The sequence below is a fragment of the Scytonema sp. PRP1 genome (genome assembly GCF_036697665.2).
Taxonomy (GTDB): domain Bacteria; phylum Cyanobacteriota; class Cyanobacteriia; order Cyanobacteriales; family Nostocaceae; genus Kalymmatonema; species Kalymmatonema gypsitolerans.
The window spans coordinates 1-26,494 of sequence record NZ_JBAHYJ020000090.1 but is presented as its reverse complement, the minus strand read 5'-3'; the positions used below and the strand labels follow the sequence as shown (position 1 = coordinate 26,494).

Annotated in this window: 20 protein-coding genes; 12 read left to right on the top strand and 8 right to left on the bottom strand. The window is 43.1% G+C overall.

Annotated elements, in window-relative coordinates; genetic code table 11:
* The first annotated feature begins 329 nt into the window (after window positions 1-329).
* The 4 genes from V5G28_RS24530 to V5G28_RS24515 all read left to right on the top strand — a co-directional run bounded on the left by V5G28_RS24530 (window position 330) and on the right by V5G28_RS24515 (window position 13,157).
* Window positions 330-3,203, top strand: a complete 2,874-nt coding sequence (locus V5G28_RS24530; RefSeq protein WP_332994641.1) for a helicase-related protein — start codon at window positions 330-332, stop codon at window positions 3,201-3,203.
* An 89-nt stretch (window positions 3,204-3,292) separates the two neighbouring features.
* A complete protein-coding gene (locus V5G28_RS24525) occupies window positions 3,293-7,222 on the top strand; it encodes an Eco57I restriction-modification methylase domain-containing protein (RefSeq protein ID WP_332994639.1) in 3,930 nt (1,309 codons plus the stop codon).
* Between the two features lie 54 nt (window positions 7,223-7,276).
* Window positions 7,277-7,726 (top strand): hypothetical protein, encoded by a 450-nt coding sequence (locus V5G28_RS24520; protein ID WP_332994637.1) that lies wholly within the window; start codon window positions 7,277-7,279, stop codon window positions 7,724-7,726.
* Window positions 7,727-7,781: 55 nt separating this feature from the next.
* Window positions 7,782-13,157: a DEAD/DEAH box helicase gene (locus V5G28_RS24515; protein WP_332994635.1), complete on the top strand. Its 5,376-nt coding sequence runs from the start codon at window positions 7,782-7,784 to the stop codon at window positions 13,155-13,157.
* A 246-nt stretch (window positions 13,158-13,403) separates the two neighbouring features.
* Here the strand turns inward: V5G28_RS24515 and V5G28_RS24510 are convergent, their stop codons facing one another.
* From V5G28_RS24510 to V5G28_RS24500, 3 genes are read right to left on the bottom strand one after another with little or no spacing between them, the layout of a single operon-like run.
* Entirely contained in the window at window positions 13,404-16,145 is a 2,742-nt protein-coding gene (locus tag V5G28_RS24510; protein WP_332994633.1) for an SUMF1/EgtB/PvdO family nonheme iron enzyme, read from the bottom strand.
* A complete protein-coding gene (locus V5G28_RS24505) occupies window positions 16,138-17,118 on the bottom strand; it encodes an AAA family ATPase (protein ID WP_332994631.1) in 981 nt (326 codons plus the stop codon). The genes V5G28_RS24510 and V5G28_RS24505 overlap by 8 nt, the downstream gene beginning before the upstream one ends.
* Window positions 17,094-18,290 (bottom strand): hypothetical protein, encoded by a 1,197-nt coding sequence (locus V5G28_RS24500; RefSeq protein ID WP_332994629.1) that lies wholly within the window; start codon window positions 18,288-18,290, stop codon window positions 17,094-17,096. Before V5G28_RS24500 ends, V5G28_RS24505 begins: the two co-directional genes overlap by 25 nt.
* A gap of 117 nt (window positions 18,291-18,407) precedes the next feature.
* Here V5G28_RS24500 and V5G28_RS24495 point away from each other — a divergent pair, with 117 nt between their 5' ends.
* Window positions 18,408-18,698, top strand: a complete 291-nt coding sequence (locus V5G28_RS24495) for a TRADD-N-associated membrane domain-containing protein (protein ID WP_332994627.1) — start codon at window positions 18,408-18,410, stop codon at window positions 18,696-18,698.
* A gap of 180 nt (window positions 18,699-18,878) precedes the next feature.
* Here V5G28_RS24495 and V5G28_RS24490 read toward each other — a convergent pair whose 3' ends face one another.
* Complete coding sequence (locus V5G28_RS24490; RefSeq protein ID WP_332994625.1) at window positions 18,879-19,136, bottom strand: hypothetical protein; 258 nt, start codon at window positions 19,134-19,136, stop codon at window positions 18,879-18,881.
* Between the two features lie 12 nt (window positions 19,137-19,148).
* A complete protein-coding gene (locus V5G28_RS24485) occupies window positions 19,149-19,376 on the bottom strand; it encodes a hypothetical protein (protein ID WP_332994622.1) in 228 nt (75 codons plus the stop codon).
* Window positions 19,377-19,382: 6 nt separating this feature from the next.
* Between V5G28_RS24485 and V5G28_RS24480 the strand changes: the two genes are divergently transcribed.
* Complete coding sequence (locus V5G28_RS24480) at window positions 19,383-19,685, top strand: hypothetical protein (protein WP_332994620.1); 303 nt, start codon at window positions 19,383-19,385, stop codon at window positions 19,683-19,685.
* A 76-nt stretch (window positions 19,686-19,761) separates the two neighbouring features.
* Here V5G28_RS24480 and V5G28_RS24475 read toward each other — a convergent pair whose 3' ends face one another.
* The 3 genes from V5G28_RS24475 to V5G28_RS24465 all read right to left on the bottom strand — a co-directional run bounded on the left by V5G28_RS24475 (window position 19,762) and on the right by V5G28_RS24465 (window position 21,875).
* Window positions 19,762-20,316, bottom strand: coding sequence for a hypothetical protein (locus V5G28_RS24475; RefSeq protein WP_332994617.1), 555 nt, complete (start codon window positions 20,314-20,316; stop codon window positions 19,762-19,764).
* Complete coding sequence (locus V5G28_RS24470; protein WP_336231319.1) at window positions 20,270-20,944, bottom strand: AAA family ATPase; 675 nt, start codon at window positions 20,942-20,944, stop codon at window positions 20,270-20,272. Before V5G28_RS24470 ends, V5G28_RS24475 begins: the two co-directional genes overlap by 47 nt.
* A gap of 463 nt (window positions 20,945-21,407) precedes the next feature.
* Window positions 21,408-21,875 carry a hypothetical protein gene (locus V5G28_RS24465; protein ID WP_332994612.1) on the bottom strand — a complete coding sequence of 156 codons (468 nt, stop codon included), beginning with the start codon at window positions 21,873-21,875 and terminating at the stop codon, window positions 21,408-21,410.
* A gap of 206 nt (window positions 21,876-22,081) precedes the next feature.
* Here V5G28_RS24465 and V5G28_RS24460 point away from each other — a divergent pair, with 206 nt between their 5' ends.
* The 6 genes from V5G28_RS24460 to V5G28_RS24435 form a co-directional block, all read left to right on the top strand.
* Entirely contained in the window at window positions 22,082-22,777 is a 696-nt protein-coding gene (locus tag V5G28_RS24460) for a hypothetical protein (RefSeq protein ID WP_332994609.1), read from the top strand.
* A gap of 40 nt (window positions 22,778-22,817) precedes the next feature.
* A complete protein-coding gene (locus V5G28_RS24455) occupies window positions 22,818-23,033 on the top strand; it encodes a hypothetical protein (RefSeq protein ID WP_069350790.1) in 216 nt (71 codons plus the stop codon).
* Complete coding sequence (locus V5G28_RS24450; RefSeq protein ID WP_332994604.1) at window positions 23,030-23,437, top strand: type II toxin-antitoxin system VapC family toxin; 408 nt, start codon at window positions 23,030-23,032, stop codon at window positions 23,435-23,437. Before V5G28_RS24455 ends, V5G28_RS24450 begins: the two co-directional genes overlap by 4 nt.
* A gap of 31 nt (window positions 23,438-23,468) precedes the next feature.
* Window positions 23,469-24,797, top strand: a complete 1,329-nt coding sequence (locus tag V5G28_RS24445; protein WP_332994601.1) for a restriction endonuclease subunit S — start codon at window positions 23,469-23,471, stop codon at window positions 24,795-24,797.
* 339 nt (window positions 24,798-25,136) lie between these two features.
* The gene (locus V5G28_RS24440; RefSeq protein ID WP_332994599.1) at window positions 25,137-25,436 is read left to right on the top strand and encodes a type II toxin-antitoxin system RelE/ParE family toxin; all 300 of its coding nucleotides are present in this window, start codon (window positions 25,137-25,139) and stop codon (window positions 25,434-25,436) included.
* Between the two features lie 26 nt (window positions 25,437-25,462).
* Window positions 25,463-26,494 (top strand): HigA family addiction module antitoxin (locus V5G28_RS24435; protein ID WP_332994597.1); only part of this gene is annotated, 1,032 nt, incomplete at its 3' end.

The following is a 26,494-nucleotide window of genomic DNA, read 5'->3' as shown; positions in this document are numbered from 1 at the left end:
ACTGAATTTACTTAGCACGTACAAGCCAACACAGCAAAAATTAGATTGACGCTTCAAGTGTAGCTTGCTACATACTATAATGCCTGTCTATGCTATTTTTGCCAATAATTACAACGCTAAATCTTCATAAAATCTTCTCTGTATATACCTAAATTATCTTTCAAGTTTTTTATTTCTCTAGAAAATTCCCGGATATCAGAGTGTTTTCTACGACATTAGAATTGTTGAGGAAGTTGTAGCAAATTTTATTTTGGTACTTGGGATTTGGTAGTCGGGAATGTATCCTTACCGCCTATCTCCTGCTGCCTGCTCTCCAAAACAGGGGAAAGATGACAGATACCTTAAATCCCACACCTGGTTCTATAGTTAGCTGTCGTAGCCGGCAGTGGGTTGTACTACCTTCGGAAAATCAAGACGTTATCCGCTTGCGCCCGCTAAGTGGAAATGAAGACGAAATCACTGGACTTTATCGGCAGCTTGGGCTGGAAACTATTACATCAGCAACTTTTCCCTTACCTAAAGGCGAACAAGTACAAGACCATGCGGCGGCACTCCTGTTGATGGATGCTGCGCGTTTGTTACTCCGAAGCGGTGCGGGACCATTTCGCAGTTTGGGACGTTTATCACTGCGTCCGCGTCCCTATCAGTTAGTTCCGCTGTTGATGGCACTGAGATTAGAGACGGTGCGGCTCTTGATCGCGGATGATGTGGGGATTGGTAAAACTATCGAAGCTGGATTAATTGCGCGTGAAATGTTGGACAGGGGCGAGGTGAAGCGGATAGGTGTGTTGTGTCCGCCTCATTTGTGCGATCAGTGGCAGCAGGAGTTACGCGAAAAGTTTCATATAGATGCTGTGGTGATACGTTCTGGCACTGCTTCTAAGTTGGAGAGGAATGTACCAAATGGTTCTCATATTTTTAGTTACTATCGACACCTGATTGTTAGCTTGGATTATGCCAAGGCAGAACGCCGCCGTGCAAGTTTTATTACACACTGTCCGGATTTGGTAATTGTCGATGAGGCGCATACTTGTGCCAGTGGAAATAATAAGAGCGCATCGCAGCAACAGCGCCATCAGTTAATTCAGGAAATTGCCAAGAAAAAAGAACAACATCTATTGCTACTTACCGCTACTCCTCACAGTGGCATTGAAGAGTCGTTTTTGTCGCTGCTGGGATTGCTGAAGCCGGAGTTTGAGCAGTTGACTCTGGAGAAACTGACAGAACAGCAACGGGACAGTTTAGCCAGTCATTTTATCCAGCGGCGGCGGGCGGATGTGAAGCTGTGGTTGGGAAATGAAACGCCTTTCCCAGAAAGGGAGTCGCAAGAACAGCCTTATAAGTTATCGAAGGAATATAGAGCACTATTTGACGATGTATACGACTTTGCCCGTGGGCTGGTAAAAACTACGACTAAAGAAATGAGCTACGCCCAGCGCCGGGGAAGGTATTGGTCGGCTTTGGCGTTGATTCGTTGTGTGATGTCTTCGCCTGCGGCGGCTGTAGCAACGTTAAATCGTCAAGTTAGTAAAAACCTCACCCCCAGCCCCTCTCTACTTGCGGAGAGGGGAGCAGATGTGTTAGTTGCTGACTTGGACGAAGATTTGATGAGTTCTTACGTCTACGATCGCACCGAACAGGAACAAGCGGTTGATGCATCACCAACTGTAGTCATTGAACAGGGACAGCAAAGTTATGGGGATACAGATAGGCGCAAGCTAAAGGCTTTTATTCAAGCAGCAGAGAATTTGCAGGGTAACAAAGACCAGAAATTACAATCATGCATCGCATCCGTTGATTCTCTACTCAAAGAAAATTACAACCCAATTATCTGGTGTCGCTACATTGCCACGGCGAATTATGTTGCAGATGCGCTGAAGCAAAAGCTGGAGAAAAAAGGCAGCCGACATATTCGGGTCATTGCGATTACTGGGGAACTATCCGAGGATGAGCGGGAAATCCGCTTGGAAGAGTTGAAGTCCTACGAAAAACGAGTGTTAGTTGCTACGGACTGCTTAAGTGAAGGGGTGAACCTGCAAACGCACTTCAACGCTGTCATTCACTATGATTTGCCGTGGAATCCCAATAGACTTGAGCAGCGCGAAGGACGTATCGACCGCTACGGACAAATTGCATCTCAGGTTAAGTGTAGCCTGATTTACGGTCAAGATAATCCGGTGGATGGTGCAGTGCTGGAAGTGCTGATTCGCAAAGCTGTGCAGATTCACAAGACTTTGGGCATTACCGTTCCCGTACCGATGGACAGCACTACCGTATCGGAAGCGGTGTTTAAGTCGCTGTTTGACCGCGCTACCGATGCTGTGCAGTTGTCACTGCTGGATTTGCTGGATGAGGGAGAATCCCCGCTTGAGCAAGTCCACAAGAGTTGGGACAAAGCTGTAGAACGGGAAAAAATCAGCCGCACTCGCTTTGCTCAACGCACCATCAAACCTGAGCAAGTGCAACAAGAGTTGATTGACTCTGACCAGATTTTAGGGAATGAGGAGGATGTTGAGCGGTTTGTGAAGTTGGCGTGCGATCGCCTTTCGTGTTCCTTAATCAAAAAAAAGCAGGGGTGGTTACTTCCACAACCACCGAATTTTCTCCAGCCAGTGCTAGGGGATAAGTCGCGTTTACTGACGTTTACAACTCCTGCACCAGAAGGTGTGGAATATGTAGGACGAAATCACCCTTTAGTTGAAGGATTAGCGCGTTACATCCTGGAAAATGCATTGGAAGGCGCTAAAACGCAACTACTAGCGTCACGTTGCGGGTTTACCACGACAGATGTTGTAGAGAAACGAACAACGTTGCTGTTATTACGGCTACGGCATTTGTTAGATAGCCCCAAACACCAAACATTGCTCGCGGAAGAGTGTGCAGTTGTTGGGTTTACTGGTTCTCCGTCTAGTCCTATCTGGCTTCCACCACAGCAGGCAATGTCGCTATTGCAACAGGTGACTCCGGTGAGTGATGCACCAAAAGCCTTAAAGCAGCAGGAAATTACGGAATTCCTGGAACGAATTGACGAGCTAAAAGACGATTTGGAACTGTTTGCAAAAGAGCGATCGCACGAACTTTCTCAAAGCCATCGCCGTGTCAGGGCAATCACCAAAGAAGGAGCTATTCAGGTTAAACCCCAGCTGCCGATGGATATTCTGGGCGTGTATATTCTGCAACCCGGAAAGCGTAAGCAGAGTTAGGCGTTTTGTCGAGGCGTGATTTATCGCGTCTTTTGTTGTGTCTTGAATTTTTAATTTGATTTTTATTTTTAATTAGAGTGGAGCAACGAATGGCTGTAGCAGGCGTTACCTTGGCGGGAGTACAAATCGAAGGAAATTTGCTAGCCCCAGATATGACTTCTCTGTTGCTGACAGGAAGTATCAAAGGACAAGCACCAGAGGATTTTGGTTTTACCAAAACTGATAAGCTAGCAGATGAAATTGCTACCGCCTGGGGTGACGCAAAAGCTTACTGGGCAGCATTTCAACGGGCGTTGGAAAGGCTAGATGAAAACGACTCGGCTACAAGTATTACCCGTGAAATGTGGGCAGTGCCGCTACTACGGAGTCTTGGTTTTCACCCTATATATACCGCAAAAGCCGAAGTGGTGGAGGGACAAACCTATGCAATTTCTCATCGTGCCGAACCAGGGGAAAACAAACCACCCATCCACATAATTGGCTGTCGAGTAAAGGTAGATCAGCGTCCACCTTCTGGTACACCCAGGTTATCAGCACACGCGCTGGTGCAGGAATATCTTAACAAGACGGAACATCTTTGGGCGATCGCCACCAATGGTTTTCGTTGGCGGTTACTGCGGGACTCTTCCCTGATGACTCGCCTTACTTATATCGAATTTAACTTAGAGCAAATTCTCAACGGTGAAAACTTTGCCGAGTTTGGGCTATTTTATCGCCTGTTCCACCGTTCCCGCTTACCCGAAGGTGTGGATGATGCCGATAAGTGCTTGCTGGAATATTACCACCAAGAGGCGTTGCAACAAGGTGGACGCGTGCGCGATCGCCTCCGGGATGGGGTAGAAAAAGCATTGAAACAGCTAGGCACGGGTTTTCTACAACATCCTGCAAATGAACATCTGCGACAAAAATTCGTTAATGGAGGCTTAACGGATATCGGGTATTACCGCCAACTGTTGCGGCTGATTTATCGCCTATTGTTTTTAATGGTGGCAGAATCTCGGAACTTATTGTTAATTGGTGAGACAGCGCTGCAGGAGGGTTTCCCTCCGCAGGCGACTGCGTTCGTCGAAGACGTGCCGAAGGCATACCCGAAGGGAGATGATTTAGAAAAAGCTAGAATCTACCGTGAATATTACAGCATTGAGCGACTGCGAGAGTTAGCCGAACGTCCGAATTGGCGACGCGAAGGTTTCCAAGATTTGTGGCAGGGTTTGCGAGTGACTTTCCTGCTATTTGATGAAAACTGGCGAGGACAGTTATTAGGATTATCGCCTCTCAATGGTGATTTATTTGGTTCTGGAACGCTGTCAGCTTTAGATGATTGTGCCATTGATAATTACGACTTACAGCAAGCAATTAAGCATCTGTCGCTGTATCAAGATAAAGGACAATTGCGGCGAGTGAATTATGAGGCGTTGGACGTTGAAGAATTAGGCAGCGTTTATGAAAGTTTGTTAGACTTTCATCCCCAGATCATCCAGCGTCAGGGGATATATCAATTTGAGTTAGTATTTGGTAGCGATCGCAAAACCACAGGTTCTTACTATACCCCGCCGCAACTTGTACAACAACTGATAAAAACGGCATTAGAACCCGTCATTGAGGAAAAGGTTCGTAGTAGCGCTTCAGCGCCAGAAAATCCAGATGCGCTAAAGCGTAATTGCGAACAAGCATTACTAAGCCTAAAAGTAGTTGATCCGGCTTGTGGTTCAGGACATTTTCTCTTAGCCGCTGCACGCCGCATTGGCAAAGAATTAGCCAAAATCCGTACAGGAGAAGCTGAACCAGCAGCGCAATCCTTACGCCAAGGGATTCGAGATGTCATTCAAAACTGCATTTATGGGGTGGATTTAAACCCACTAGCAGTCGATTTGTGCAAAGTGGCGTTATGGATTGAAGGTTTTTCTCGTGGTTTTCCTCTCAACTTTTTAGATCACAGAATTAAGTGTGGGAATTCCCTTGTAGGAGTGTTGGATTTGGATTGTCTGAAAGAGGGAATTCCGGATGAAGCGTATAAGGCGGTGACTGGGGATGATAAGAAGTTATCTACACAGTTTAAGAAGCGGAATAAGAAAGAACGGGAGACAGATAACGAGGGACAATTGTCACTGTTTGGGAATTTAGAAACCGAACGTACAAACTACGCAGAAAGTGCGCGGGAGTTGGGAGGAATTCCCGAAATCACACCGCAACAAGTCAGAGAGAAACTGGCACGATACCAGCAAAGTCGTCAAAATCTGGGATGGTGGCGAGACTATTCGGCGTGTAATTTGTGGACTGCCGCATTTTTTATGCCGTTGACGGAAGATAATTTGCAATTGTTACCCACCACAGCCGCGTTAACTCAGCTATTACAGGGTAATTTGTCAACGCAAAAGATGGTAGATGCGGCGAATCAGTTAGCTGAAGAAAAGCACTTTTTTCACTGGTGTTTAGAGTTTCCGGAAGTGTTTGAAGCGGGTGGATTTGATTGTGTATTAGGAAATCCACCTTGGGAAAGGATTAAGTTACAAGAAAAGGAGTTTTTTGCTTCTCGCAGTGCTGATATTGCTAATGCTGTAAATAAGTCAGCGCGGGAGAAGTTGATTAAGGAATTGCCAAAGAGAAATCATGAGTTAGCGCAAGCTTGGGAAGAGGCAAAACATGATGCTGAGGCGCAAGGTAAATTTATCCGTGAGTCGGGACGATTTCCGCTGACTGCGGTGGGGGATATCAATACTTATGCTGTGTTTGCAGAAACTACAAGAAAGTTGATTTCATTTGATGGAAGAGTTGGGGTGATTGTTCCTACAGGGATTGCAACTGATGACACTTGTAAAAAATTCTTTGGAGATTTGACACAAAAGGAGGCTTTAGCAAGTTTGTATGATTTTGAAAATAGAGAAGGGCTATTTCCTGCTGTAGATAGCCGGATGAAATTCTCCCTACTAGCTATCAGTGGTAAACCAATCAAACGCGGTAATTTTGCCTTCTTCCTGACTCAACCTAGACAGTTAGACAATCAAGCGCGTTTGTTTCAGCTTGCACCTCAAGACATTGCATTAATGAATCCGAATACTCTCACTTGTCCAGTTTTTAGAACTAGTCAAGATGCTGAACTAACAAAGAAAATTTATCAGCGTGTACCTGTTTTAGAAAATGAGAAAACAGGTAGCAACCCTTGGGGTATTTCATTTATGGCTATGTTTCACATGGCAAATGATAGCGGATTGTTTAAAAATGAGGCGGGTGATGACTTAGTTCCACTTTACGAAGCTAAGATGTTTCACCAGTTCACTCACCGTTGGGCAACTTATACAGATAGTGGAGATACTCGTGATTTAACAGATTTAGAAAAAAGCGATGCGTCTTTTTCGATTCAACCTCGTTATTGGGTTAGTAAGGTTGAGGTGGAAAATCGGTTAGCAGATAAGTGGAATAAACATTGGCTTTTGGCTTTTAGAGATATTTGTCGGTCAACAGATGAACGTACTGCTATTTTTAGCTTATTACCTAAAGTTGCTGTTGGACACACAGCCCCTATATTATTCAGCGATAAAAGTACATCTTTTGTTTCATGCTTGATAGCTAATTTAAATAACTTAGTATTTGATTTTGTAGTCAGGCAAAAAGTCGGCGGTACTCATCTAACTTTTACCGTGTTTCGACAACTTCCTGTCCTTTCCCCAGAAGCATACACCCCAGAAGACATCGAATTTATCAGCACCCGCGTACTCGAATTAGTCTACACCGCCTGGAATATGCAACCCCTCGCCAAAGACATGGGATATGACGGCGAACCCTTTATTTGGAATAGCAACAGACGCGCATTATTAAGAGCAGAATTAGACGCATATTACGCCAAACTCTACGGACTCACCCGCGATGAATTACGTTATATTCTTGATCCTACTGATGTCTACGGCGAGGATTTTCCGAGTGAAACATTCCGGGTGTTGAAGAACAATGAAATTAAGCAGTTTGGAGAATACCGCACGCGGAGGTTGGTATTGGAGGCGTGGGATAAGATGTTGAAATAAAAATAAATTTTCTATTTTCAGTGTTTCATTAAAATTAAACGGTAGGAACATAGTATGTCTAGTGGCAATGAGACAGTTATCAAACCTCAAGAACTCAAAACGCAAATAGAAGAATATATAAAAAATTATAAAGCTAGATTTATTCGCAATCAGTACGCAAATAATATCATCATAGCTCTATCTATTTTACTGACAGTTTTAATTGCAATCACTGGTACTAGCCTCGCCTTTAAAGATGTTAAGAATCCTTGGTCTGCTCCTCTTGGTCTTACAGCCTCAGCTTGGCTAGGACTAATATCGACGGCAATGGTAAGTATTCAAAGACTTTACAATGTTCAAGAAAAAATTGCCTTTTATCCTTCTTATATAGTTAAGGCTGAAGAACTTCTTGAAGATTTTGATGCTATTAAAAATGAAGCAGACCTTGAAGCAGTTCGCAAGCAGTTTAGGCAAATGCGTGCGGATGAAGCACTCAAGAGACCTATAGAACGGTCAAATCCTTAGATTTTTAAACAATCAAAGCATTTGAGCATATATCTTATTACCTACTATACAAACTATGAAGCTCCCAATTAAACTTCAGGATTTATTACAGCAGAATGAAAGTGCAATTTCAGCGGCTAGCACCTTCCTTGGTCAAAAACTAGCATTGCTAGATTGTACAGGTGTGGTATCTGCTACACAGGAAAAATTAGCACTTTTATTCTCAGGAATACCCGATAATTGGGGCTTTAAAGAACTCGAAGAAATTATAGATTTTTCTACTATTAACCCAATCTTCAGTCACCAACTTCAACAATGGATTCACCAACGCTTAGAACCAACATCGCAGCAAGCATCAATTACAAATGACGAATCAGAAATTACGAATTATCTTGATATTTTCAACTTCCGCAACGAAGTCATAGGCGATTACCGCCGCTATATTGAAAGCTTCCTCAAAATCCGTGACCCTAAAGTTAAAGCATTTGTAGACCAAGAGTTAGACAAAGGACAACTCTGGACTGACCCCTTAGTACAACTAAATCCTACTTATAAAAAAGGTGCAACTGTCAATGAATTAGTACAACAGGGAGTCCTTGATCGGGAGTGCGATCGCTATTTTTCAAAAGACGGCAAACCCTTTACTTTTCACTACCACCAAAAACAAGCTTTTGAAAGCGCACAACGCCAAGAACCTTACGTTGTCACTACAGGAACAGGTTCTGGTAAAAGCATGACTTACGTTGTGCCTATTTTCGATGATTTACTCCGCCATCCTGAAATTCAGGGAGTTAGGGCAATTTTGGTTTATCCCATGAACGCCTTAATTAACTCCCAGGAAGAAGAACTCAAGAAATTTCTGAGTAATGTTCCAGATACTCACATTCGCGTTGCCAAGTACACTGGACAAGAAAGTTTAACCAGAAAAACGGAAATTCAAAACAACCCGCCCCATATTCTACTAACCAATTACGTGATGCTGGAGTTGATGCTTTCGCGCACTCACGAAAATAAACTTGTAGAATCTCCCGATTTAAAATTCCTGATACTCGATGAATTGCACACCTATCGCGGACGCCAAGGCGCAGATGTCGCTATCTTAATTCGCAAACTCCGCCAACGCTGTGGCAGAAAGATTCTGTGCATTGGCACTAGTGCAACTATGTCTAGCGAAGGTTCCCGCGAACAACGCCGTCAAGTGGTGGCGGATGTTGCCAGTAAATTATTCGGTGTGGAAATTAAGCCGAGTAATGTCATTGACGAAACCCTACAACGTTCTATCCAACGTGCTGAACCTAGCATAGAGGAATTACGAGAAAGCATTCAAGCAGGTTTACCAACCGAGTCCGAACAAACCTTAAAAAACTTCCAGAAGCATCTCCTCAGTTACTGGATAGAGATGAACTTCGGTTTAGAAGACAAACAAGGACATCTTGTCCGCCGTCAACCTATCACTCTTCAAGAAGGTGCAGAAAAATTAGCTTGTAGTAGCGCTTTAGCGCCAGAAGACGAAGATGCACTGAAGCGCTACTACGAACAATGTTTAAACGTTCTCAAACAAATGTTCCTTTGGGGAAGCAAAACTAAAGGACTGGCATTTCGCTTACACCAGTTTATTTCCCAAGGGGGTAGTGTTTATGCCACTATTGAAAATCGAGGCGATCGCCTTCTCACCCTCGAAGGTCAGTATACAACCACCGAAGACCGTCTACTATATCCCCTCGTCTTTTGTCGGGAATGCGGACAGGACTACTACGTCGTCCGCTTCGATACTGAAAAAGAAGTCATACTACCCCAATTACCTACAGCATTAGATAGTCCTGAAAATGAAGATATTCAACAAGGCTACCTCACCTTAGATGAATCAGGACTTTGGGATGAAAGCGATGAGGATAGATTACCTGATAGCTGGTTCAATGAAACCAAAAAACAAGGACGGGTTGCCAAAAAAGATTATGCCCGGTTTATTCCCCGCAAACTACGAGTCCTAGCCAACGGTAAAATCACCACCTCTGCGTTGCAAGGAACAGTATGTTGGTTTATTTCTAAACCCTTTCTGACTTGTCTCAACTGCGGTGTAGTGCATGATAAGAAGAAAAACGAATTTACCAAACTCTCTCGCCTCAGCAGTGAAGGACGCAGTACTGCAACAACCCTGCTATCTCTTTCTACTGTCAGTCGCCTCAAGCAAGTTTTTACCGACGAAAAAGCCAAAGCTGCAAAAATTCTCAGCTTTACCGATAACCGCCAAGATGCGTCATTACAGGCGGGACATTTCAACGACTTTGTGCAAACCAGTTTCTTACGCGCAGCACTTTTAGTAGCACTGCAAGACAAAGGACAACTCACCCATAGCGAGCTAGCAAGTATTGTTGTCCAACATATGGGACTGTCTCAAAACGACTACGCTAAACAACCTGCCGAGTTTGGTAGGGGCAAACAGCGGAATGAAGATGTGTTTCGCAAACTCATCGAATATCGTCTTTACGAAGACTTGCGGCGGGGATGGCGTATTGTCCAACCCAATCTGGAACAGTGCGGACTGTTGGTTATTGAATATGATGGTTTAAAAGAAGAATGTGCTAACAACGCCCTTTGGCAAAAACACCGCCATCCCATCCTACTGCAAGCTGCCCCAGACGAACGTTTCATTGTTGCCCAAGCCTTCCTCAACCACCTGCGGCGGGAATTGGCAATTGATGCTAAACTTTTGCAACCAGTCCAACAAGACCAAGTAAAAAGCGAAGTTATTCAGGCAATTAGAGAACCTTGGGTATTTGATGAAAACGAACAGTTACATCAAGCAACCTGGGCAACTATTAACAGTGGTGGTAGCGTTAGCCCCCAAGGGCGTGAAGGTATTCGCAATAAAGTTAAGCTAACACCCAGAAGTAAAATAGGACGATTTTTACGTTCTGCAAACACTTGGTTACTCCGCAGCCAACCCCTAACGGATGCAGAATTCAACAGTTTAATGACTACCTTAGTTAACGCCCTGTGCGATGCTGGGTATTTAGTGCAACAAAAATCTGAGGTACAGCTACGTATCGATTCCCTACTATGGAAAGCGACTCGCCTCAGTGAAATTCCCCTTGACCCATTAACATCACGCCGCTTGCAGGGTGATAATCAAACTAGTATTTCTGTTAACAACTTCTTTCAGGAATTTTACCAAACCAACGCGCGCCAAATTCAAACAATGGAAGGGCGGGAACATACGGGACAAGTTAGTAACAAAGACCGCCAAACGCGGGAAGAAAAATTCCGCCAAGGCGAATTAGCAGCGTTATTTTGTTCCCCCACAATGGAATTGGGGATAGACATTTCCGACCTCAGCATTGTCCATCTGCGGAATGTTCCCCCCAGTCCTGCCAATTATGCCCAACGTAGCGGTCGTGCTGGTAGAGGCGGACAGGAAGCCCTGGTATTTACTTATGCCTCCATTGGTAGCGGTCACGACCAATATTTCTTCAAACGCCAAAATCAAATGGTTGCTGGGGTCGTCGCCCCGCCTAAACTGGAACTAGCTAACCAGGACTTGATAAAATCCCATGTGTATTCGATTTGGCTGGCACACACTGGCGTTTACCTGGACGACTCCATGAATAAAATTCTGGACTTGGAACTGGAAGGCTATCCCCTCAAAGACAGCATTCGTCAGGAACTTACCCTAAGTCCTGCCAAACTAGCCGAATGTCTCCAAGCTACCCAGTCGATCCTCTCTGATATTTTCTGCCAAGACGACCTGCAAAAAGCTTCCTGGTATTCTGTACATTGGTTACAGCACACACTAGAAAATGCACTCAATGCTTTTGACCGAGCTTGTAACCGTTGGCGCAAATTATACAGTGATGCAGTCACCCAATTAGAAGCCGCCCGCCGCACTATCGACCGTTCTGCAAGAGGCGATATCACCCAAGAAGACCGCAAGAACGCCGAAGCCCAAGCGCGAGAAGCACAACGACAAATTGACTTGCTGGTAGGACAAGTTCAAGGCAAGAATAATACTGAGTTTGAATTTTATCCCTATCGCTACTTTGCCGCTGAAGGATTCTTACCAGGGTTTAACTTCCCCCGCTTGCCAGTGAGGGCATTTATTCCTGCTGGAGAAGGCGGAGAATTCATCTCTCGCCCCCGCAGTGTGGCTTTACGAGAATTTGCACCAAGTAACATTGTTTACTATGAAGGTAGTAAATTTATGGTGGCAAAAACTAAAGTACCCGCAGGAGGAATTGAAAACGAGTATAGGCAGGTAAAAGTTTGTTTCAATTGCGGTTATTTTCACAGTGATTCCCCGGATACGTGCGAGAATTGCGGTAGAGGTTTTGTTGATCGCAAAAATGACAAGTTTTTGCTGACTCGCGTGCTACCAATGGAAACTGCGATCGCACGCCGCCGCGAACGAATCACCTGCGATGAAGAAGAACGCCTGAAGTACGGCTACAACATCACCACCCACTTCCGCTACGCTAGGCAAAAACAGGAATCAGCGATCGTTCAAGCCGCCGATGGAACTCCATTATTCAAGTTAACCTATGGAGCCACAGCTACCATCTGGCGGATTAATCGCGGACTGAAGAAGAACACAGAAGAACGGGGATTTAAACTTGATGCCAAAACAGGTGTATGGGGAGACAACAAAAACCAACAGGCTACAGATAGCTTGCACACCGATGTTAATTTAATGGTTGATGATACCTGCAACATCCTGGTTGTCGAACCGTTAAATGTCTCTGCTGAGAATAAAGAAGCATTTATTGCCACTCTGCAATACACCTTGGAAACAGCAATCCAAGCGGTGTACAAATTAGAAGCCAATGAACTCGACTCTGAACGCCTAGGGGAAGGTAAGTATCTACTGTTTTGGGAAGCCGCCGAAGGGGGTGCAGGAGTTCTTTCTCAGCTGCTAGAACAACCGAATGCTTTTGAAAAAATTGCTGATGCGGCTTTAGATATCTGCCATTTTAAAGAACCAAAAGAGACTTGTGTTCAAGCTTGCTATGAATGCTTACTCTCTTACCGTAACCAGTTTGACCATGCATTGATAAATCGCCATCTTATCAAACGCTGGCTTGAGATACTACTGGAGAGTCGCGTTATCGCTCAAGTCAAAGGACTTTCTCGTGATCAGCAATATCAACAATTGCTGCAACAAACAGACCCCAATTCTGATTTTGAGCGAGTCGTTTTAAAGGAGATTTATCAACGGGGATACAAATTACCGGATGCTGCACAGGAATTGATTCCAGAGGCGAACTGTAAGCCAGATTTTGTTTATAAAGACGATGGTATTGCCATTTTCTGTGATGGTTCAGTTCACGATAGTCCTGATAAACGCAGACAAGACCAGATTGAGCGGGATAATCTTAGGTATGAGGCTAGTTATCAAGTGATTACCCTGCGATATGACAAAGATTGGCAAACAGAATTGACAAAATTGGCAGATTTATGAAGTTGACCAATGTTGTAGTCATGAAAAAGCGATTGCCTCCGGCACGCTTCGCGATGCTCCTGCAGGGAGCCGCGCAAGGCGCGATCGCGTCTTCGCTTCAACTACATTGGAGAGTTGGGTAACCGTTCGGCTTTGACACCTACCAGGCTACCCAACCCAGTTCAAAAATTAGATCGCTCCGCTCCGCTCCGCTTACAGAGGGTAAATAAAAAAGAGCAAAGGGTAAAAGGGCAAAAGTGTCAAGGGCTACTGAAGAGTCCTCGCCGCAGCACCGCACACCACCCGAAAACCGTTGAGGTAGAAGTCGAGGTCGGGGAAGAGCGAGTAGCGGTTGGCAGAACGACAGAATTCAGGATCGTAGTTCCACGAACCACCGCGCAACAGCCGCGCGTTATTATCATTCTCATTAACTTTTTTTACCCATGCACTGCCATCCGTGGGCGCTCCTTCATACTTATGATGCCAAGTATCAGCACACCACTCCCACACATTGCCGTGCATATCGTATAAACCAAAAGCATTGGGGGGAAAAGTTCCTACTGCCGTAGTTTGTTGTCGAGACTCTCCTTGTGGTTCGTCACCAAATCTTTGGCTTGCACGGTAATTTGCTAACTCATATGTAATTGTCTCACCAAAATGAAACGGTGTCGTCGTCCCAGCACGACAAGCATATTCCCACTCTGCTTCACTGGGTAGTCGATATTCCCGTCCTGTTCTTCTAGAAAGTCTCGCACAGAATTCAACAACATCATACCATGCGACAGATTCTACAGGACGGTCATCACTTTTAAAATCAGATGGTTCTGGATGAAGGTCACGGTTAATTCTGGGTAAGGCAGCAACTGCTCGCCATTGCGCTTGAGTCACTGGATATTTACCCATAAAGAACGGTTGAACAGTGACTTCATGCTGTGGTTTTTCGGAATCATATCCTTCCCCTTCTGGCGAACCCATGAGAAATTTACCACCGGGGATAGCGACCATGTATAGAGTGATACGGTTGCCTAAATCTTCAGTAAAATATCTCGCTTGTTTGGTTTCACGTTTGATGATGTCCCCGCGACGGTTGACTGTGACCACTTCAAAGGAGAAACGTTGCAGGCGGGGGATTTGCCCCCAATTCATCTCTGGTCGCTCTAGGGTGACTCCTTCTATATTGATAGTTTCTCCAGACCCTAACAGCTGCTGCAATTGATTTTGAACACGTACTATTCCTGTTTCATCGCCACGCGCTAAAGCGCCATAACCCCTTGCAACAACAAGCAAAGGTTCATATTCTTCTGCTAACGGTTCTGCCAAAGTTTCAATCACCTCAGACAAGCGTACCAACTCAGCTTTGTTGTTTTGCAGATAGGCTTGGCGCAGTTCGTCTGCCAGTTTTCGGGCAGCTTCATCTCGCTTTTTGGTGTAAGCTAAAGCTGTCCATTGCTGTGCTTGCAGTAACTGAGACTCCCAAGAGTTTGGTTTTTGTTTGTTAACTTGGCGTTTGATGTACTCAATCAGAAATCCGGAGAGTTCTTGAAGCCGCTTTTCTCCAAAGTGCTGTTGGCAACGTCTTAGCAGTTCATTGCGAACTTCACGCTCCATTTCGTACAATTCCGAATCGACCTGCTGGCATAAATTTGATAGCAGCAAATCAGGTACAGCATACCAAGCCACAACAGTTGCAGCTTTTCCAAAAAACTGCCACCACAGGCAATACAGCAAATCCGGTGTCAAAACGAGGGGAAAAGCCGCATGATATGCCAAATGCAAATGAGCTTCTCCAAACTGTTTGCCAAAAGCTTCTACAATGCCTTGAGCATCAAATCCTAAATCAGGAAAGTAATAACTATTTAGCCCTGAGCGTAGCCGAAGGGCATCTTGATGACTTTCCCAAGCAACATATGCTTTTTGGTCTGCCTGTGCCAAGAAATTTTTCACACTCGGTTTGCCGTAGAGCAACCATTGCAGCATTTGTTGGTATTCAGCAGGCTCTAGGGCAAACATTGGAACTAACGGATCTATCTTGGCTATTTCAAAAGCAGTGGTATCCATCCAGTGAAAGCGCGGTAAGGGATTGAGCCACGCTACTCTGTAAGCTTGCGGCGTCAGCATTGCCAGAAAGTCAACAGTTTCTTCCCATCTTGAAGGTACAGTACGGCGACGTGCAGCCCCGGCATCGCTGACAATAACAACCAGGGTATGCTCTTTAGATAAACCAGCCAAGATAGACTTGACAGATTCACCGTCCCAACACTTAGGGTCATAGTACAGCTCTTCGTTGGGACTGTTGTGGAAGTAGTAAATTTTCGCACCCTTCCAAGTTTCCACTAATTGACGGCACAACGGATGAAAAGGAACCATTGAGCCTTCTTGGTCAATCAGCAGGATCACTTCTCTAGACTTAACTTGAGCGGGAGTTAAAACAGGTTTGAGAAAAAAGCCCCGCTTGGCGACATCTGCAACCGTCGCAGAGATATCTAACTGACTGGGGATACTACTTGGCAACTTTTGAGCCAGAAGCCGCCAACCTTGTCGTAGTTGCTTACGGCGGATAGGAAAATAATCTCCTTCTTTGAGTGGTGCGGAGACGGAAGTCACAACTGCTACGTTGCTAGGAGTCGGGATCAACAATTCTTCTTCTTCTTCTGCTTGCTGGTTTTGAGCCTCCTCACTTTCTATGTATGATTTTGTATCATCAGGTGAACTTGATTCTGAGAGGGCTTGCTGTTGTTCAACTGTTGACTCGATAGTGAAAGATTTACTAAGTCTCGTCCGATGAGACACTATTTCCGCCCAGCACTGGTCAAACAAACGCTGTTGTTGTTTAGATTTGACCCAAATTGACCGACACAGCCGGGCTACTGCTTGTTGGTCAGCAATGTCTAATCCTGCTTCAATCGACTGTAATAATGCCTCTACTGCTAAATGATACTGGTCAATGCCTAAGGGCAAACCAGCTTCTCGCAGCCGCAAAAATAAATCTAGCAGTGGGGGATTACTCATAGTCTTCCCGCTTAAAACCATATTCACTCTTATCTTGGCGAGTCTTGAGCAGAGTACTGGCAAAGGGAAGTCCTTCTTCAAGCTTTTTGAGAACCTCCTGTGCAGGATAGTCGTTTAAGATTGTAAACCAGTCGATTAACTCACTCGTGCTGACTTTTTTTGCTGTTTCTTCTTTATTTTCCTCCATATCTAAGCGCAATTCTAAAAAGCGGTCAATTGCAGCTTGCACAACTTTATTAGGGGACTTCTTAAACCTTGCCTTGACAATTTTGATGAGTTGTTCTCGACTGGGAAACTCAATGTAATGATACAAGCAGCGACGCAAAAATGCACTGGGAAGGTCTTTTTCTTGGTTAGAGGTGATAAAAACAATTGGTGGTGCATCGGGATTCGCTTTTAACCAACGCCGAGGACGTAGATCTTTGATTTCAAAGCATTGGTCTTCTAAAGCCAGTAAGAGGTCATTGGGAAAGTCTGTATCTGCTTTGTCAATTTCGTCAATCAAAACTATAGTTCGACAGTTTTTTTTCTCAAAAGCATCGCCCAGTGGTCCCAGTTGGAGATAATTTTTGGGATTTGCAGGGTTAGATTCTTCGTCCTGAATCTCCACTTTTGCCAGTTGTGCAGCTTGTAGTCGTCCGATGTAGTCATAACTGTAAAACCCATCTTGAGCTTTGCTGGTTGACTGCACATTCCAAAGGCGGTAAATCCACTCACACTCAGATTTTTTCTGACTTTTTTCCTGACTACTGAATTCATAGAAAACAGCACGAGCAAGTTCGCTTTTCCCACAACCTGGTTCTCCTTCTAGCAGCAATGGGCGATTCAGGCGAATTGCCAGATTAACTGCTTCTTTGAGAGAATCACTGGGGTAGTAAGGATACAGCGTGCGCTGCACCTCCTTATTCCATTCTCCTCCAACAGCAGGCTGAACCTCTCCGGTATATTCTAAAAATGAGGATATCTTTGCCATACAGAAAATTCAGTTGTCCTACACTCAAAGTATCGATAAATCTCTTGGAGTAACTTGTCTGTTTTGCCTTGACTTTTTTGAATTAAGCTATGAGCAATATCTAATGCTGGCTCAGATAATGGCTTTCGGAGTTGTAGCGCGACTTTTGGTAGTACCTGAGCCACATCTTCTGGCTGAAAGGGATTTGCTGGTAGTAACTCAGTCATGTGCTTGCATAAAGTAGGATTGTTTTGCCATTTTCCTTGCCAATCATTACCTCGATTAGTCGCTAGTAAAAACATTAACAGCATACCAGGGGTTTTTGGTGGTAAGTTGCTAACTAAAGGCTGCCAAAATTCTACAATCAATTGTTCTAGGCGTTGTAAATCATAACTATCTATATCAAAAACAATAACTATATGTTCTTGCTTTAAAATATTAATTATTTTAGTTGGTAAATATTTTTCTTCAAAGTGAGCTTTTAGTTCTCCAATTCCTAATGAAGAGTAAAGCGAACGTTGTAGAGAAATAGGTTTGCACTTCAGTTTTATATTGGCAGAAATTTCAGACTCCAAACGTCTCAGCATCCAGGTCCGACTGTAATGACAGGGATTAGCAACTAGAAAAGCTCTGTTTCCATTGGCTAATTTTTCCAGTAGCAAATTAACTTGCTTTTGATGGTTAAATAAGCTCAAACCTTCAACCAAACGAGCCTGTTTTGTATTGTCTTTGCTGTCAATGGGACGAGCCTCAGCAACATCACGCCAATCTTCTATCTCTAATGCATCACAAAAGGCAATAAAAACAGGCTTGTCAATTTCTTTTCCTTGTAGGAACTTTTGCCAGTTGATATATGTAATTCCCTTAGTATGAAGGTCTTCTGATTCAATAATTTGCAAAAAGTGAGCAATAGTAATTTTTTGAGTCTTTTCTTTTAACAACTTACTAATGCACTTAAAAACCGCATTTTTTGCATTCGTAGTAAAAAAATCCGCCAATTTTTCAAGCTGTTCAATTGTTAAAAGGGTATTATCTACACTTTGTGTCAGCAGGATTTCATCTACTGCTTTTTTAAATTCCTGCTGACTAGTGATAATCAAAGCTTCACTATTTTGGTCTTTCGTCCATCCTTTTGCTTCTCTATCACTATTAATCTGTTTAATTCCCTCTCTTGAAGCTTTAATTTTTCCCATCGCTTGTTAAGTATCGCTTGGTTCAACTAGCTCCTGATCAGATCCTGATCAGATTTTTACATATACAAATAATGCTGGCTTAATCAAAACAGAAAACATAAAGCAGAGGTAACTTACATGATTCAGCCCAGCCAACCCAATCCCAACAACTCCCAAGAAAACTATCTGCAAGAGAGAATTAGACAAGCCAAGTTAGCTTTTAATGCACTTTTAGGAGCAACGGTACTAAGTGGTATTATCGGTTTTGCTGGTGTAGGTGTTTTACTCTCAGGACAAGTTTCTGAAGGAGCTATAACCAGCACAGGAGGATTACTCTCCAACGTAGCTTTTGCCAAACTAGCTAAAGATGCCAATGACCGTTTAGACCAAGTAATGAAAGAAGCTATGGAGGAAGATGAAGAAACATAGGCGAGCATCGCAATCATTATAGTTACTACACAGTAATTACCAATAATTACATAATTAGGAATAGACAATCCCCCTCCTAACAAAGCCAAACCCGTCAGGTGTCTGACGGGTCTTTTGGAATTCTAGGAGCAGAATTAATAATTTCGTCTATCCATTGCCTGAGAGAATCGTTTTCATCTCTCAGGCTGCGGATTTTCCCATAAGTTCATTTTGAAGTACAGCAACTTGTTGCTTTAGGTTCTCCAAGTCCGCGTTCATCTTGCTCAAATCGGGCGTTGCTTGAGTTTCCTCCGTTAGGTAAGAACGAATCCATCCCATGATTAATTCCGAGGCTGTCTTCCCCTCAGATTGAACTTTATTCATAAAAGCTTCCTTTGTCTCATCGTCCATTCTGACGATGATTTGATTGCTCAGCTTAGTTGTCTGACGCTTTGCCATATGACTTGCCGCTTAAAAGTCTAAATCTGTAATAACTGTATTTACCTTATTTTGCAGGGTTTTGAAAATTTTGTAGTAACGTGCTTGTTTTAGTAATAACAAGTTATTACAATAGAGTAACAAAACAAAAGCGATCGCCCAGTCGCCAAACCATGCGATCGCGAAGCGGGCGCTTTGCGCCATCGCCTTTATGCGGGGCTTTGCGCCATCGCCTTTTGTCAACCCCATCGATGAGGTCATTATTCAATGATTACACAAGAGATATTTGACAATCAAACTTTGGCACAGTCAGAGTTTGAGGAATGCGTTGATCACTTAGCTGATGCAGTAGCACCAGAAATCGAAATCGACTCAGTACCAGATGAATTGGGAGAACTATATCGAGTTTGGAACAGCTATCATCTGCTGGGAACTTTTTATCAAAATCTGGAGGGCAAATGGGTAGCACAACCCTGTAATAGCGATAAAAGACCCTGTTGTGACACCCCTGAATTAGCACAGCTTTTCATCATTGCTGTCAACGGTTTGCTCGTAGCCGATGTAGCGTAACCATTGACAGAAATTGTGTTTTCATTCCCTAGAGACGTGGTTAAATCTCACGTCTCTTTCTTGTTTGCTGTTTTTGTCAATAGCGCTTCTGACGCCTTGCCATTTTTGCAAAAGGTAAAAAACAATGCGGACATTCCCCTTGTACCCAATCTGCTGGAATCGGGAACGGTGTCTCACAGTTAGTGCATTTTGTGAGTAAGCCTAATTGATGGCGATCGCATTTCATTTTTTCCTTAAACTGCCACTCAATCCGGTGACAGGGTACTTCTGCATAGCAAGCCCCACATAACCGAATTGGTCTAGGTTTCATTGTTACGCCCTTTGGTGGCAACATCTCATACATCCGCTCAACCTGCACGCGGATGAGCCTGCCCAAGGCTTCTAACTCCTCGCTGCTCGGAAATGGATTGAAATAAAGCTTCTCCCATCGCGTCGTGACAGCACCAATACCAGCAATTGTTCCTAGAGAGTATCCTGAAGGAAGACTATTAGCCTTAAATCGGCGCAAACGCCCCAGGTAATGACTAATGCTTTCACCTTCATATGGTTCAACATAGCCCAACCTTGGCAGCATTTCATTATTTTCATTTATTCCTATTTCTGTTTTCGAGGGGAACGTATTTTCTGCCATAGCGATTAGCGATTTTTTCTAAAATGCTTGGTTCAACTTTGCCAAAGCCATTTTTGAGAGAATGTAAAACTGCCTTCGTTAGTATCTTCACCAGCAGTCCAATTCGCGCACCTGTACATTCAACTAAAAGCTCGAATGTAGTCCCATCAACTAAATTAGAAGCTTCTGGAAGAGCCAAAATATCGAATTCAATTGTACTTAGTGTCTTGCGAAAATCATCGTATTCTAAGCAGTCAAACTCATACAACGTCGGAAAGCTAGTCCCCAAATCAACGTTGTGCAAAATGTCATCTAACTCCTGTCCTCCGACTAGGACAATAGGAACCTTAGATTCGTCAAAAAGTTGCTTAAGGTCTAGCAGTGCTTCTTTTTGAAGATTTTCAGCATTGTCAATAATGAGTTGTTCTATCCCAAATAGTTCAAGACTACCAGCCAATCTTGGACGTAAATCTTTTGACTTACCTGTTGGTGCTGCGTGGTTAATATCCTTAAGAATTTGTGAAAACAAACGCTTGGAACTCGATGCTGACCAAGCTCTTACATACGAAATTCGTTTCCTATCTTCCTCCCGATAGTGAATAGAAGCTCGGCTTTTCCCCACATCTCGTGGTCCATTAATACCGACCACATTGCTTGATTATCCGCAGTTCATCTAACCATCTGAAGTACCTCTAAAGCGCGATCCGTAGGTATAAAACAATGAGTGAATATCCCTCTTCAATTTCAACGACTTTAGCAAGTTGAGCATTTAATTCTAATTGAGGAGCTAGGACTTCAACAGAGGAATCAATTGCAGTTGTGCTCGTGCCATAGGTTACCAAATCTTCTTCAAATGTTGTTTACGGTTAGGGATAACCAGCTTGTGTCTATCCTGTTGTTGAGTGTCAGCTTGACCAGATACTTCTTCGCTGCAGTTGATTTTCTGAGGCTGTAGTTCTTCCCTTGAAACTCTCTCTGGCAAGAGTTCCGGTTGGTCATCTTTCTTTGAAGACCGATTAGCTCTACTTTTTCTTAGTTCAACAACATTTGAGTTTTTCTTGGATGCACAGCGTAGACGCTTTTGCTCTGCTATTCTTCTTTCTTTGTCCTGTTTACGCTCTTCTACAAGCTCCTTGTTCAAGACCAAGGTCAACGATCGCATGTCGCTTCACTTCGCGAACCACAGATGCCGACGACATTGGATGTTTGTCTTTCAGGCTCTTTTCGTAAGTCGTTTTAATAAATTCTTGCCAGTATTCGTTAACTCGATGTTTTCCCTTGTCTGAGCGTTGTACTCCTGCTGTCTCTGTTAACTTGTCTTCCTCGTATTGCTTGAGGAGACGCTCCACCTGCCGAGTTGAAACACCAAGGGTATCTGCAACTGCCTGCTTCCTCTGAGACTTAATCGTGCGATTTGGCGATTCAGCAAGCCACTGGATGAGGTTAAATGTGAGCTTATGCCTATCTGAAGTTTCCAGAATAATTTGGGATGGATCTACCGCAAAATTACTCTCACCAAGGAAAATAGTTTCTGGAACCTGTGTAAATTCTTCTGTCAATTCAAATTGTTCGTCTGCCATTGGAGCGAGAAACACTCATTGAGGTACTAATGTACCATTCATAGGTTAAGAATGCGACAAACAATTTGCAAATTGACACAATTGAAATAAACGACATTTAATTTGCAAAAATAGGATTTACGACATAGAATCTGCGAAGGAACAAATTTGCCTATTTTATTGGGAAAAAGATTGAAAACATTGCAGAACAAAAATTACAGGGATTAATGAAGTTACGACATCATTTGCGAATCGCGACATTTAATTTGCGAATGTACATGCGGTTGATGCCAGATTATCTGGCAGAAATTGCAACAGTTGAAGCGAGTATTGCCGAATTAGAACAGCAGAAAGAAGCCTTTGAACGCCCAGAAGAGGCGGAGGCGGAAGCTGGGGAAGAAAGCGAGGAAGATGCAGAGGCGGTTAATGTTGTCAAGGAGTTAGACACAAAGCTTAAGCATCTGAAAAATTTGATAAAGGAGCCGAAGAAAGAACTCAAGATTTTAAAGAAGTCGCCGTTGTTGAATGCAGATAAAATTGCTGAATTTGAAGCGTTAATTGAGCAGACTGAAGTAGAAATTGCTGAAATAGAAGCACAACTGGAACCTTATAAAGAAATTACCAAGCAACTGAAGGAAGCTAAGGCAAAATTGAAGACGCTGAAGAATGAATTGGTGAAGCGTTTGGATGTTGCGCGTACGGCGTTGACTAATGAAGAATGTCAGGGTTTGGTGTTAGGAATTTTTAAGGATGGGTTAATCGTTGAATTGGAGAGATATGTCACCGCGCACCGTCAGCAGGTGATTGCAGCAGTAGAGAATTGGTGGGATAAGTATCGGGTGACGTTGCAGGATATTGAGACAGAACGTGATGCGGCGGCGCAGCAGTTGAATGAGTTTTTGCACTCTTTGGGGTATGCTTAAACTATCTTAGTAAATATAGTAGTGATAAGATGAATGGCTTATGAAAGTCAAAGTAACAGAACAAGGCGTAGTCATTCCCAAGGAGTTTCTAGAGGGAGTTCAAGAGGTGGAAATTCGCAAGGAAAATAATTTAATTGTAGTGATAACAACTATTAAAAGCGATCCAATTTTTGAAATGGGGACAAACCCGGTAGCTTGTGGTGTACCTGATGCTTCTGAACAAACTGATACTTATATTTACGGTTCTGGTGAATGACTACTGTTTTTTTAGATACGAGTTATATTATTGCCTTGGAAACAGCCGATGATCTAAATCACGATTTGACATTAAAACATTGGCAGAGTTTTATTCAGGAATCACCTCGACTGGTAACGACATCTTATGTTTTTGATGAGATAGTTACCTTCTTTAATAGTCGAAATCGTCATGCTAAAGCTGTTGAAGTTGGTAATCGCTTGCTAAGTAGCCCGTCAGTTCAGTTTATTCATGTTGACGAATTACTGTTTTTTGAGGCTTGGCGGTTATTTCAGCAGTATGATGATAAATCTTATTCACTGACTGATTGTGTTTCGTTTGTGATAATGGCACAGTTGGAGATTCGCACAGCTTTAAGTTTTGACAAGCATTTTGTTCAGGCTGGTTTTCAAAAGCTGCCCTGAAAGCTGATTGAGTTTTTGCAGGGGTTGGGGTATGCGTGATGTTTTGGTGAAAACTGAGGAGTTTAAGGATTCGCCTCTGGGGAAAATTCCGAAGGATTGGAATGTATTAGCTCTATTTCAAATAGTTAAGAGAATTAAACGTGGTCCCTCACTTGCTGTCAATACAGATGGGATAGGAGTTCGATACTTAACCAGTGACAATATTAGTGAATCAGGAGAAATTGATTGGACAATTCAAAAGTATTTAGACATAGAACCACATTTTTTGGGTAGCCTTCTTTCTCTAGGAGATGTAATTATTAATTGTGTTAATAGTGCTGCTCAAATAGGTAAAGTAAGTTTTATTGATTGCTTGCCAGAGCTAACAACGGTAGGATTTAATAATTTTGCTATCTCTTTAGATAAAAACTTTGTCGTACCCCGATTTGCATTTTATCTATTGAGCCACAGCATTTTTCAGAGGCAAATAAGTGCAACTGTAAAGCCTGCAATCAACCAAGTCAGCTTTAGTTCTGAGGATTTAATCTCTCTGTTGCTTCCCTTGCCACCAATATGTGAACAAAAAAGTATTGCTGAAATACTGGACACGGTGGATGAAGCGATCGCCCGCACGTCCTCCCTCATTACAAAACTTAAACAAATCAAGGCTGGACTGCTGCACGACTTGCTCACACGCGGGTTAGATGAGGATGGACAGTTAAGGGATGCAGGGGCACATCCTGAACAGTTCAAAGATTCGCCACTGGGACGAATTCCCAAGGAGTGGGAAGTAGTAGAGTTAAAAAATTTATGTAACCGAATTACTGATGGTTCACATCAATCAGTCAAAACATCAGACAACGGTGTTCCATTTCTATATGTTTCTTGTGTAAGAGACGGTCAAATACTTTGGGAACAAGCAGCAAAAATACCTGAAAGTACCTATCTAGAAATCTCAAAAGGAAGAGAACCCATACCAGGGTTAATTTTATATACTGCTGTAGGCTCTTATGGACATGCTGCTTTAGTGCTAGAGAATTATAAATTTAGCTTTCAGCGACATATTGCTTACATTCTTCCTAATGCCGAAAGCATATTACCTGAATATTTAGTGGCATGGTTAAACAGTCCAGAGTGTAGAAAGTATGCTGATCAAGTTGCTTTAGGCAATGCTCAAAAAACAGTTACACTCAGCGCACTATCTGGTTTTCCTGTTTTGTTACTAGGATTTGATGAACAACGACGCATTGCTGAGATCTTCAATTCTCACGACACCCGCATTCGCAAAGAAGAAGCCTACCTCAACAAGCTCAAACTCCAGAAACAAGGACTCATGCACGACTTATTAACTGGCAAAGTGCGAGTCAATGACATGAAATAATCTGAGGATACAAGCGATCTAGCAAACGTAACAACAACACTACCCAACGCCTACGCCATCCATATCGACAACTTGCCCTTAATGACAATATATAGTATATATGTACTATATAACAACAACAGATAATTGAGTTCAACCAAGGTCAGCATTTGGAGGAAAGTGTCGAAACCCTTACATAATAAGTGCTAGAAAAACTTCAAGATATCCTAACAATCTTCACAATCAGCTTAAAACTCTTGTCACGATAAGACTTACAATATAAATATCAGCGATTCACCCCAAGCCTGAAGTCAGTCATTGTATAATGCTGAATCTACTTGATTTAACTTGGGGGGAGCTTTGCGTTTTCAGTTTAAGAAAAAGAAACTCGAAGCACTTTACACAGAAGAAAAAGATGCTCATAAATACCCAGGTGTGGTTGATGACTTTTTTGAAGTCATGGCGATTATTGATGCTGCTGTAGATGAGCGAGACTTATATGCTCAAAAAGGGTTGAGATTTGAGAAACTCAAAGGAAAACGAGGAAAAGAGGGGCAACGTTCCTTACGTTTAAATGATCAGTGGCGTCTAATCCTAACAGTGGATGAGGATGAACAGGGAAACTACCTCACAATTATCGACATCGAGGACTACCACTAACCTTTATCAGCAGGGGAGACAGCAATATGAGCCAGAAGCTAGCACCAGCAAGAGTACCAACACCAGGAAAAATTTTAAGTCGAGAATTAGAAGCGCGTGGCTGGACACAGAAAGATTTAGCAGAAATTATGGGGCGTCCAGTTCAAACCATCAACGAAATTATCCGGGGAAGCAAGCAAATTACACCTGAAACAGCTATCGAACTCTCCCAAGCCTTGGGGACTTCTCCTGAGTTCTGGACGAACCTCGAAGCTAAGTATCGACTTCATCTAGCGGGAAAAGAAAAAAAGGAGCAAGATATAACTCGTAAAAGTCGATTGTATACAATTGCTCCCATTTCTGAACTAATCAAAAATGGGTGGATTCAAGCAACAGATTCTATTGATGATTTAGAACAGCAGGTTTGTAATTTTTTCGGTATATCTTCCTTAAATGAAACACCCCTGCTAGATGTTAATTTCCGTTGTTCCCAGCATCGAGAACCAGAAGAAACCTCTCGGATGGCTTGGGTAAAGCGAGTTGAAAATCTAGCAAAACAACAAACCGTTGCTAGTTTTGACCGCACAAAACTAGAGGCTGCTATCCCTGAAATTCTCGCTTGTGCTGAACAAGTTGAAAGTATTGTGCAGATTCCTAAATTGCTAGCAGATTTAGGTGTACATTTTATCATTGTGCCGCATCTAAGCAAAACCTATTTAGATGGTGCAGCCTTTTATTTAAACGGCAACCCCGTTGTTGCGTTGACATTGAGATACGACCGGATTGACGCATTTTGGTTTACTCTCATGCATGAGCTAGCGCATATTGTTTTAGGACATCAAGGAGCTTACTTAGACAACTTCGATGCTTTAGAAGAAAACGATGAGGAAACAGAAGCTAATCAAAAAGCGGCTGACTGGTTAATAAATCCTCAGACATTAAATGAATTTATTATCAGGAGTAAAAAAGTATTTTCTCGTAAAGCAATTGAAGAATTCGCTCAGAATCAACGTAGACATCCAGGCATAATTCTTGGTCGCTTACATTATGACAAATTAGTTCCCCATCAGAACTTGAGA

Excerpts from the sequence above, each read along its gene's own strand:
- V5G28_RS24530 (WP_332994641.1), top strand. The coding sequence starts at position 330 with ATGACAGATACCTTAAATCCCACACCTGGTTCTATAGTTAGCTGTCGT.
- V5G28_RS24525 (WP_332994639.1), top strand. The coding sequence starts at position 3,293 with ATGGCTGTAGCAGGCGTTACCTTGGCGGGAGTACAAATCGAAGGAAAT.
- V5G28_RS24520 (WP_332994637.1), top strand. The coding sequence starts at position 7,277 with ATGTCTAGTGGCAATGAGACAGTTATCAAACCTCAAGAACTCAAAACG.
- V5G28_RS24515 (WP_332994635.1), top strand. The coding sequence starts at position 7,782 with ATGAAGCTCCCAATTAAACTTCAGGATTTATTACAGCAGAATGAAAGT.
- V5G28_RS24510 (WP_332994633.1), bottom strand. The coding sequence starts at position 16,145 with ATGAGTAATCCCCCACTGCTAGATTTATTTTTGCGGCTGCGAGAAGCT.
- V5G28_RS24505 (WP_332994631.1), bottom strand. The coding sequence starts at position 17,118 with ATGGCAAAGATATCCTCATTTTTAGAATATACCGGAGAGGTTCAGCCT.
- V5G28_RS24500 (WP_332994629.1), bottom strand. The coding sequence starts at position 18,290 with ATGGGAAAAATTAAAGCTTCAAGAGAGGGAATTAAACAGATTAATAGT.
- V5G28_RS24495 (WP_332994627.1), top strand. The coding sequence starts at position 18,408 with ATGATTCAGCCCAGCCAACCCAATCCCAACAACTCCCAAGAAAACTAT.
- V5G28_RS24490 (WP_332994625.1), bottom strand. The coding sequence starts at position 19,136 with ATGGCAAAGCGTCAGACAACTAAGCTGAGCAATCAAATCATCGTCAGA.
- V5G28_RS24485 (WP_332994622.1), bottom strand. The coding sequence starts at position 19,376 with ATGACCTCATCGATGGGGTTGACAAAAGGCGATGGCGCAAAGCCCCGC.
- V5G28_RS24480 (WP_332994620.1), top strand. The coding sequence starts at position 19,383 with ATGATTACACAAGAGATATTTGACAATCAAACTTTGGCACAGTCAGAG.
- V5G28_RS24475 (WP_332994617.1), bottom strand. The coding sequence starts at position 20,316 with ATGGCAGAAAATACGTTCCCCTCGAAAACAGAAATAGGAATAAATGAA.
- V5G28_RS24465 (WP_332994612.1), bottom strand. The coding sequence starts at position 21,875 with ATGGCAGACGAACAATTTGAATTGACAGAAGAATTTACACAGGTTCCA.
- V5G28_RS24460 (WP_332994609.1), top strand. The coding sequence starts at position 22,082 with ATGAAGTTACGACATCATTTGCGAATCGCGACATTTAATTTGCGAATG.
- V5G28_RS24455 (WP_069350790.1), top strand. The coding sequence starts at position 22,818 with ATGAAAGTCAAAGTAACAGAACAAGGCGTAGTCATTCCCAAGGAGTTT.
- V5G28_RS24450 (WP_332994604.1), top strand. The coding sequence starts at position 23,030 with ATGACTACTGTTTTTTTAGATACGAGTTATATTATTGCCTTGGAAACA.
- V5G28_RS24445 (WP_332994601.1), top strand. The coding sequence starts at position 23,469 with ATGCGTGATGTTTTGGTGAAAACTGAGGAGTTTAAGGATTCGCCTCTG.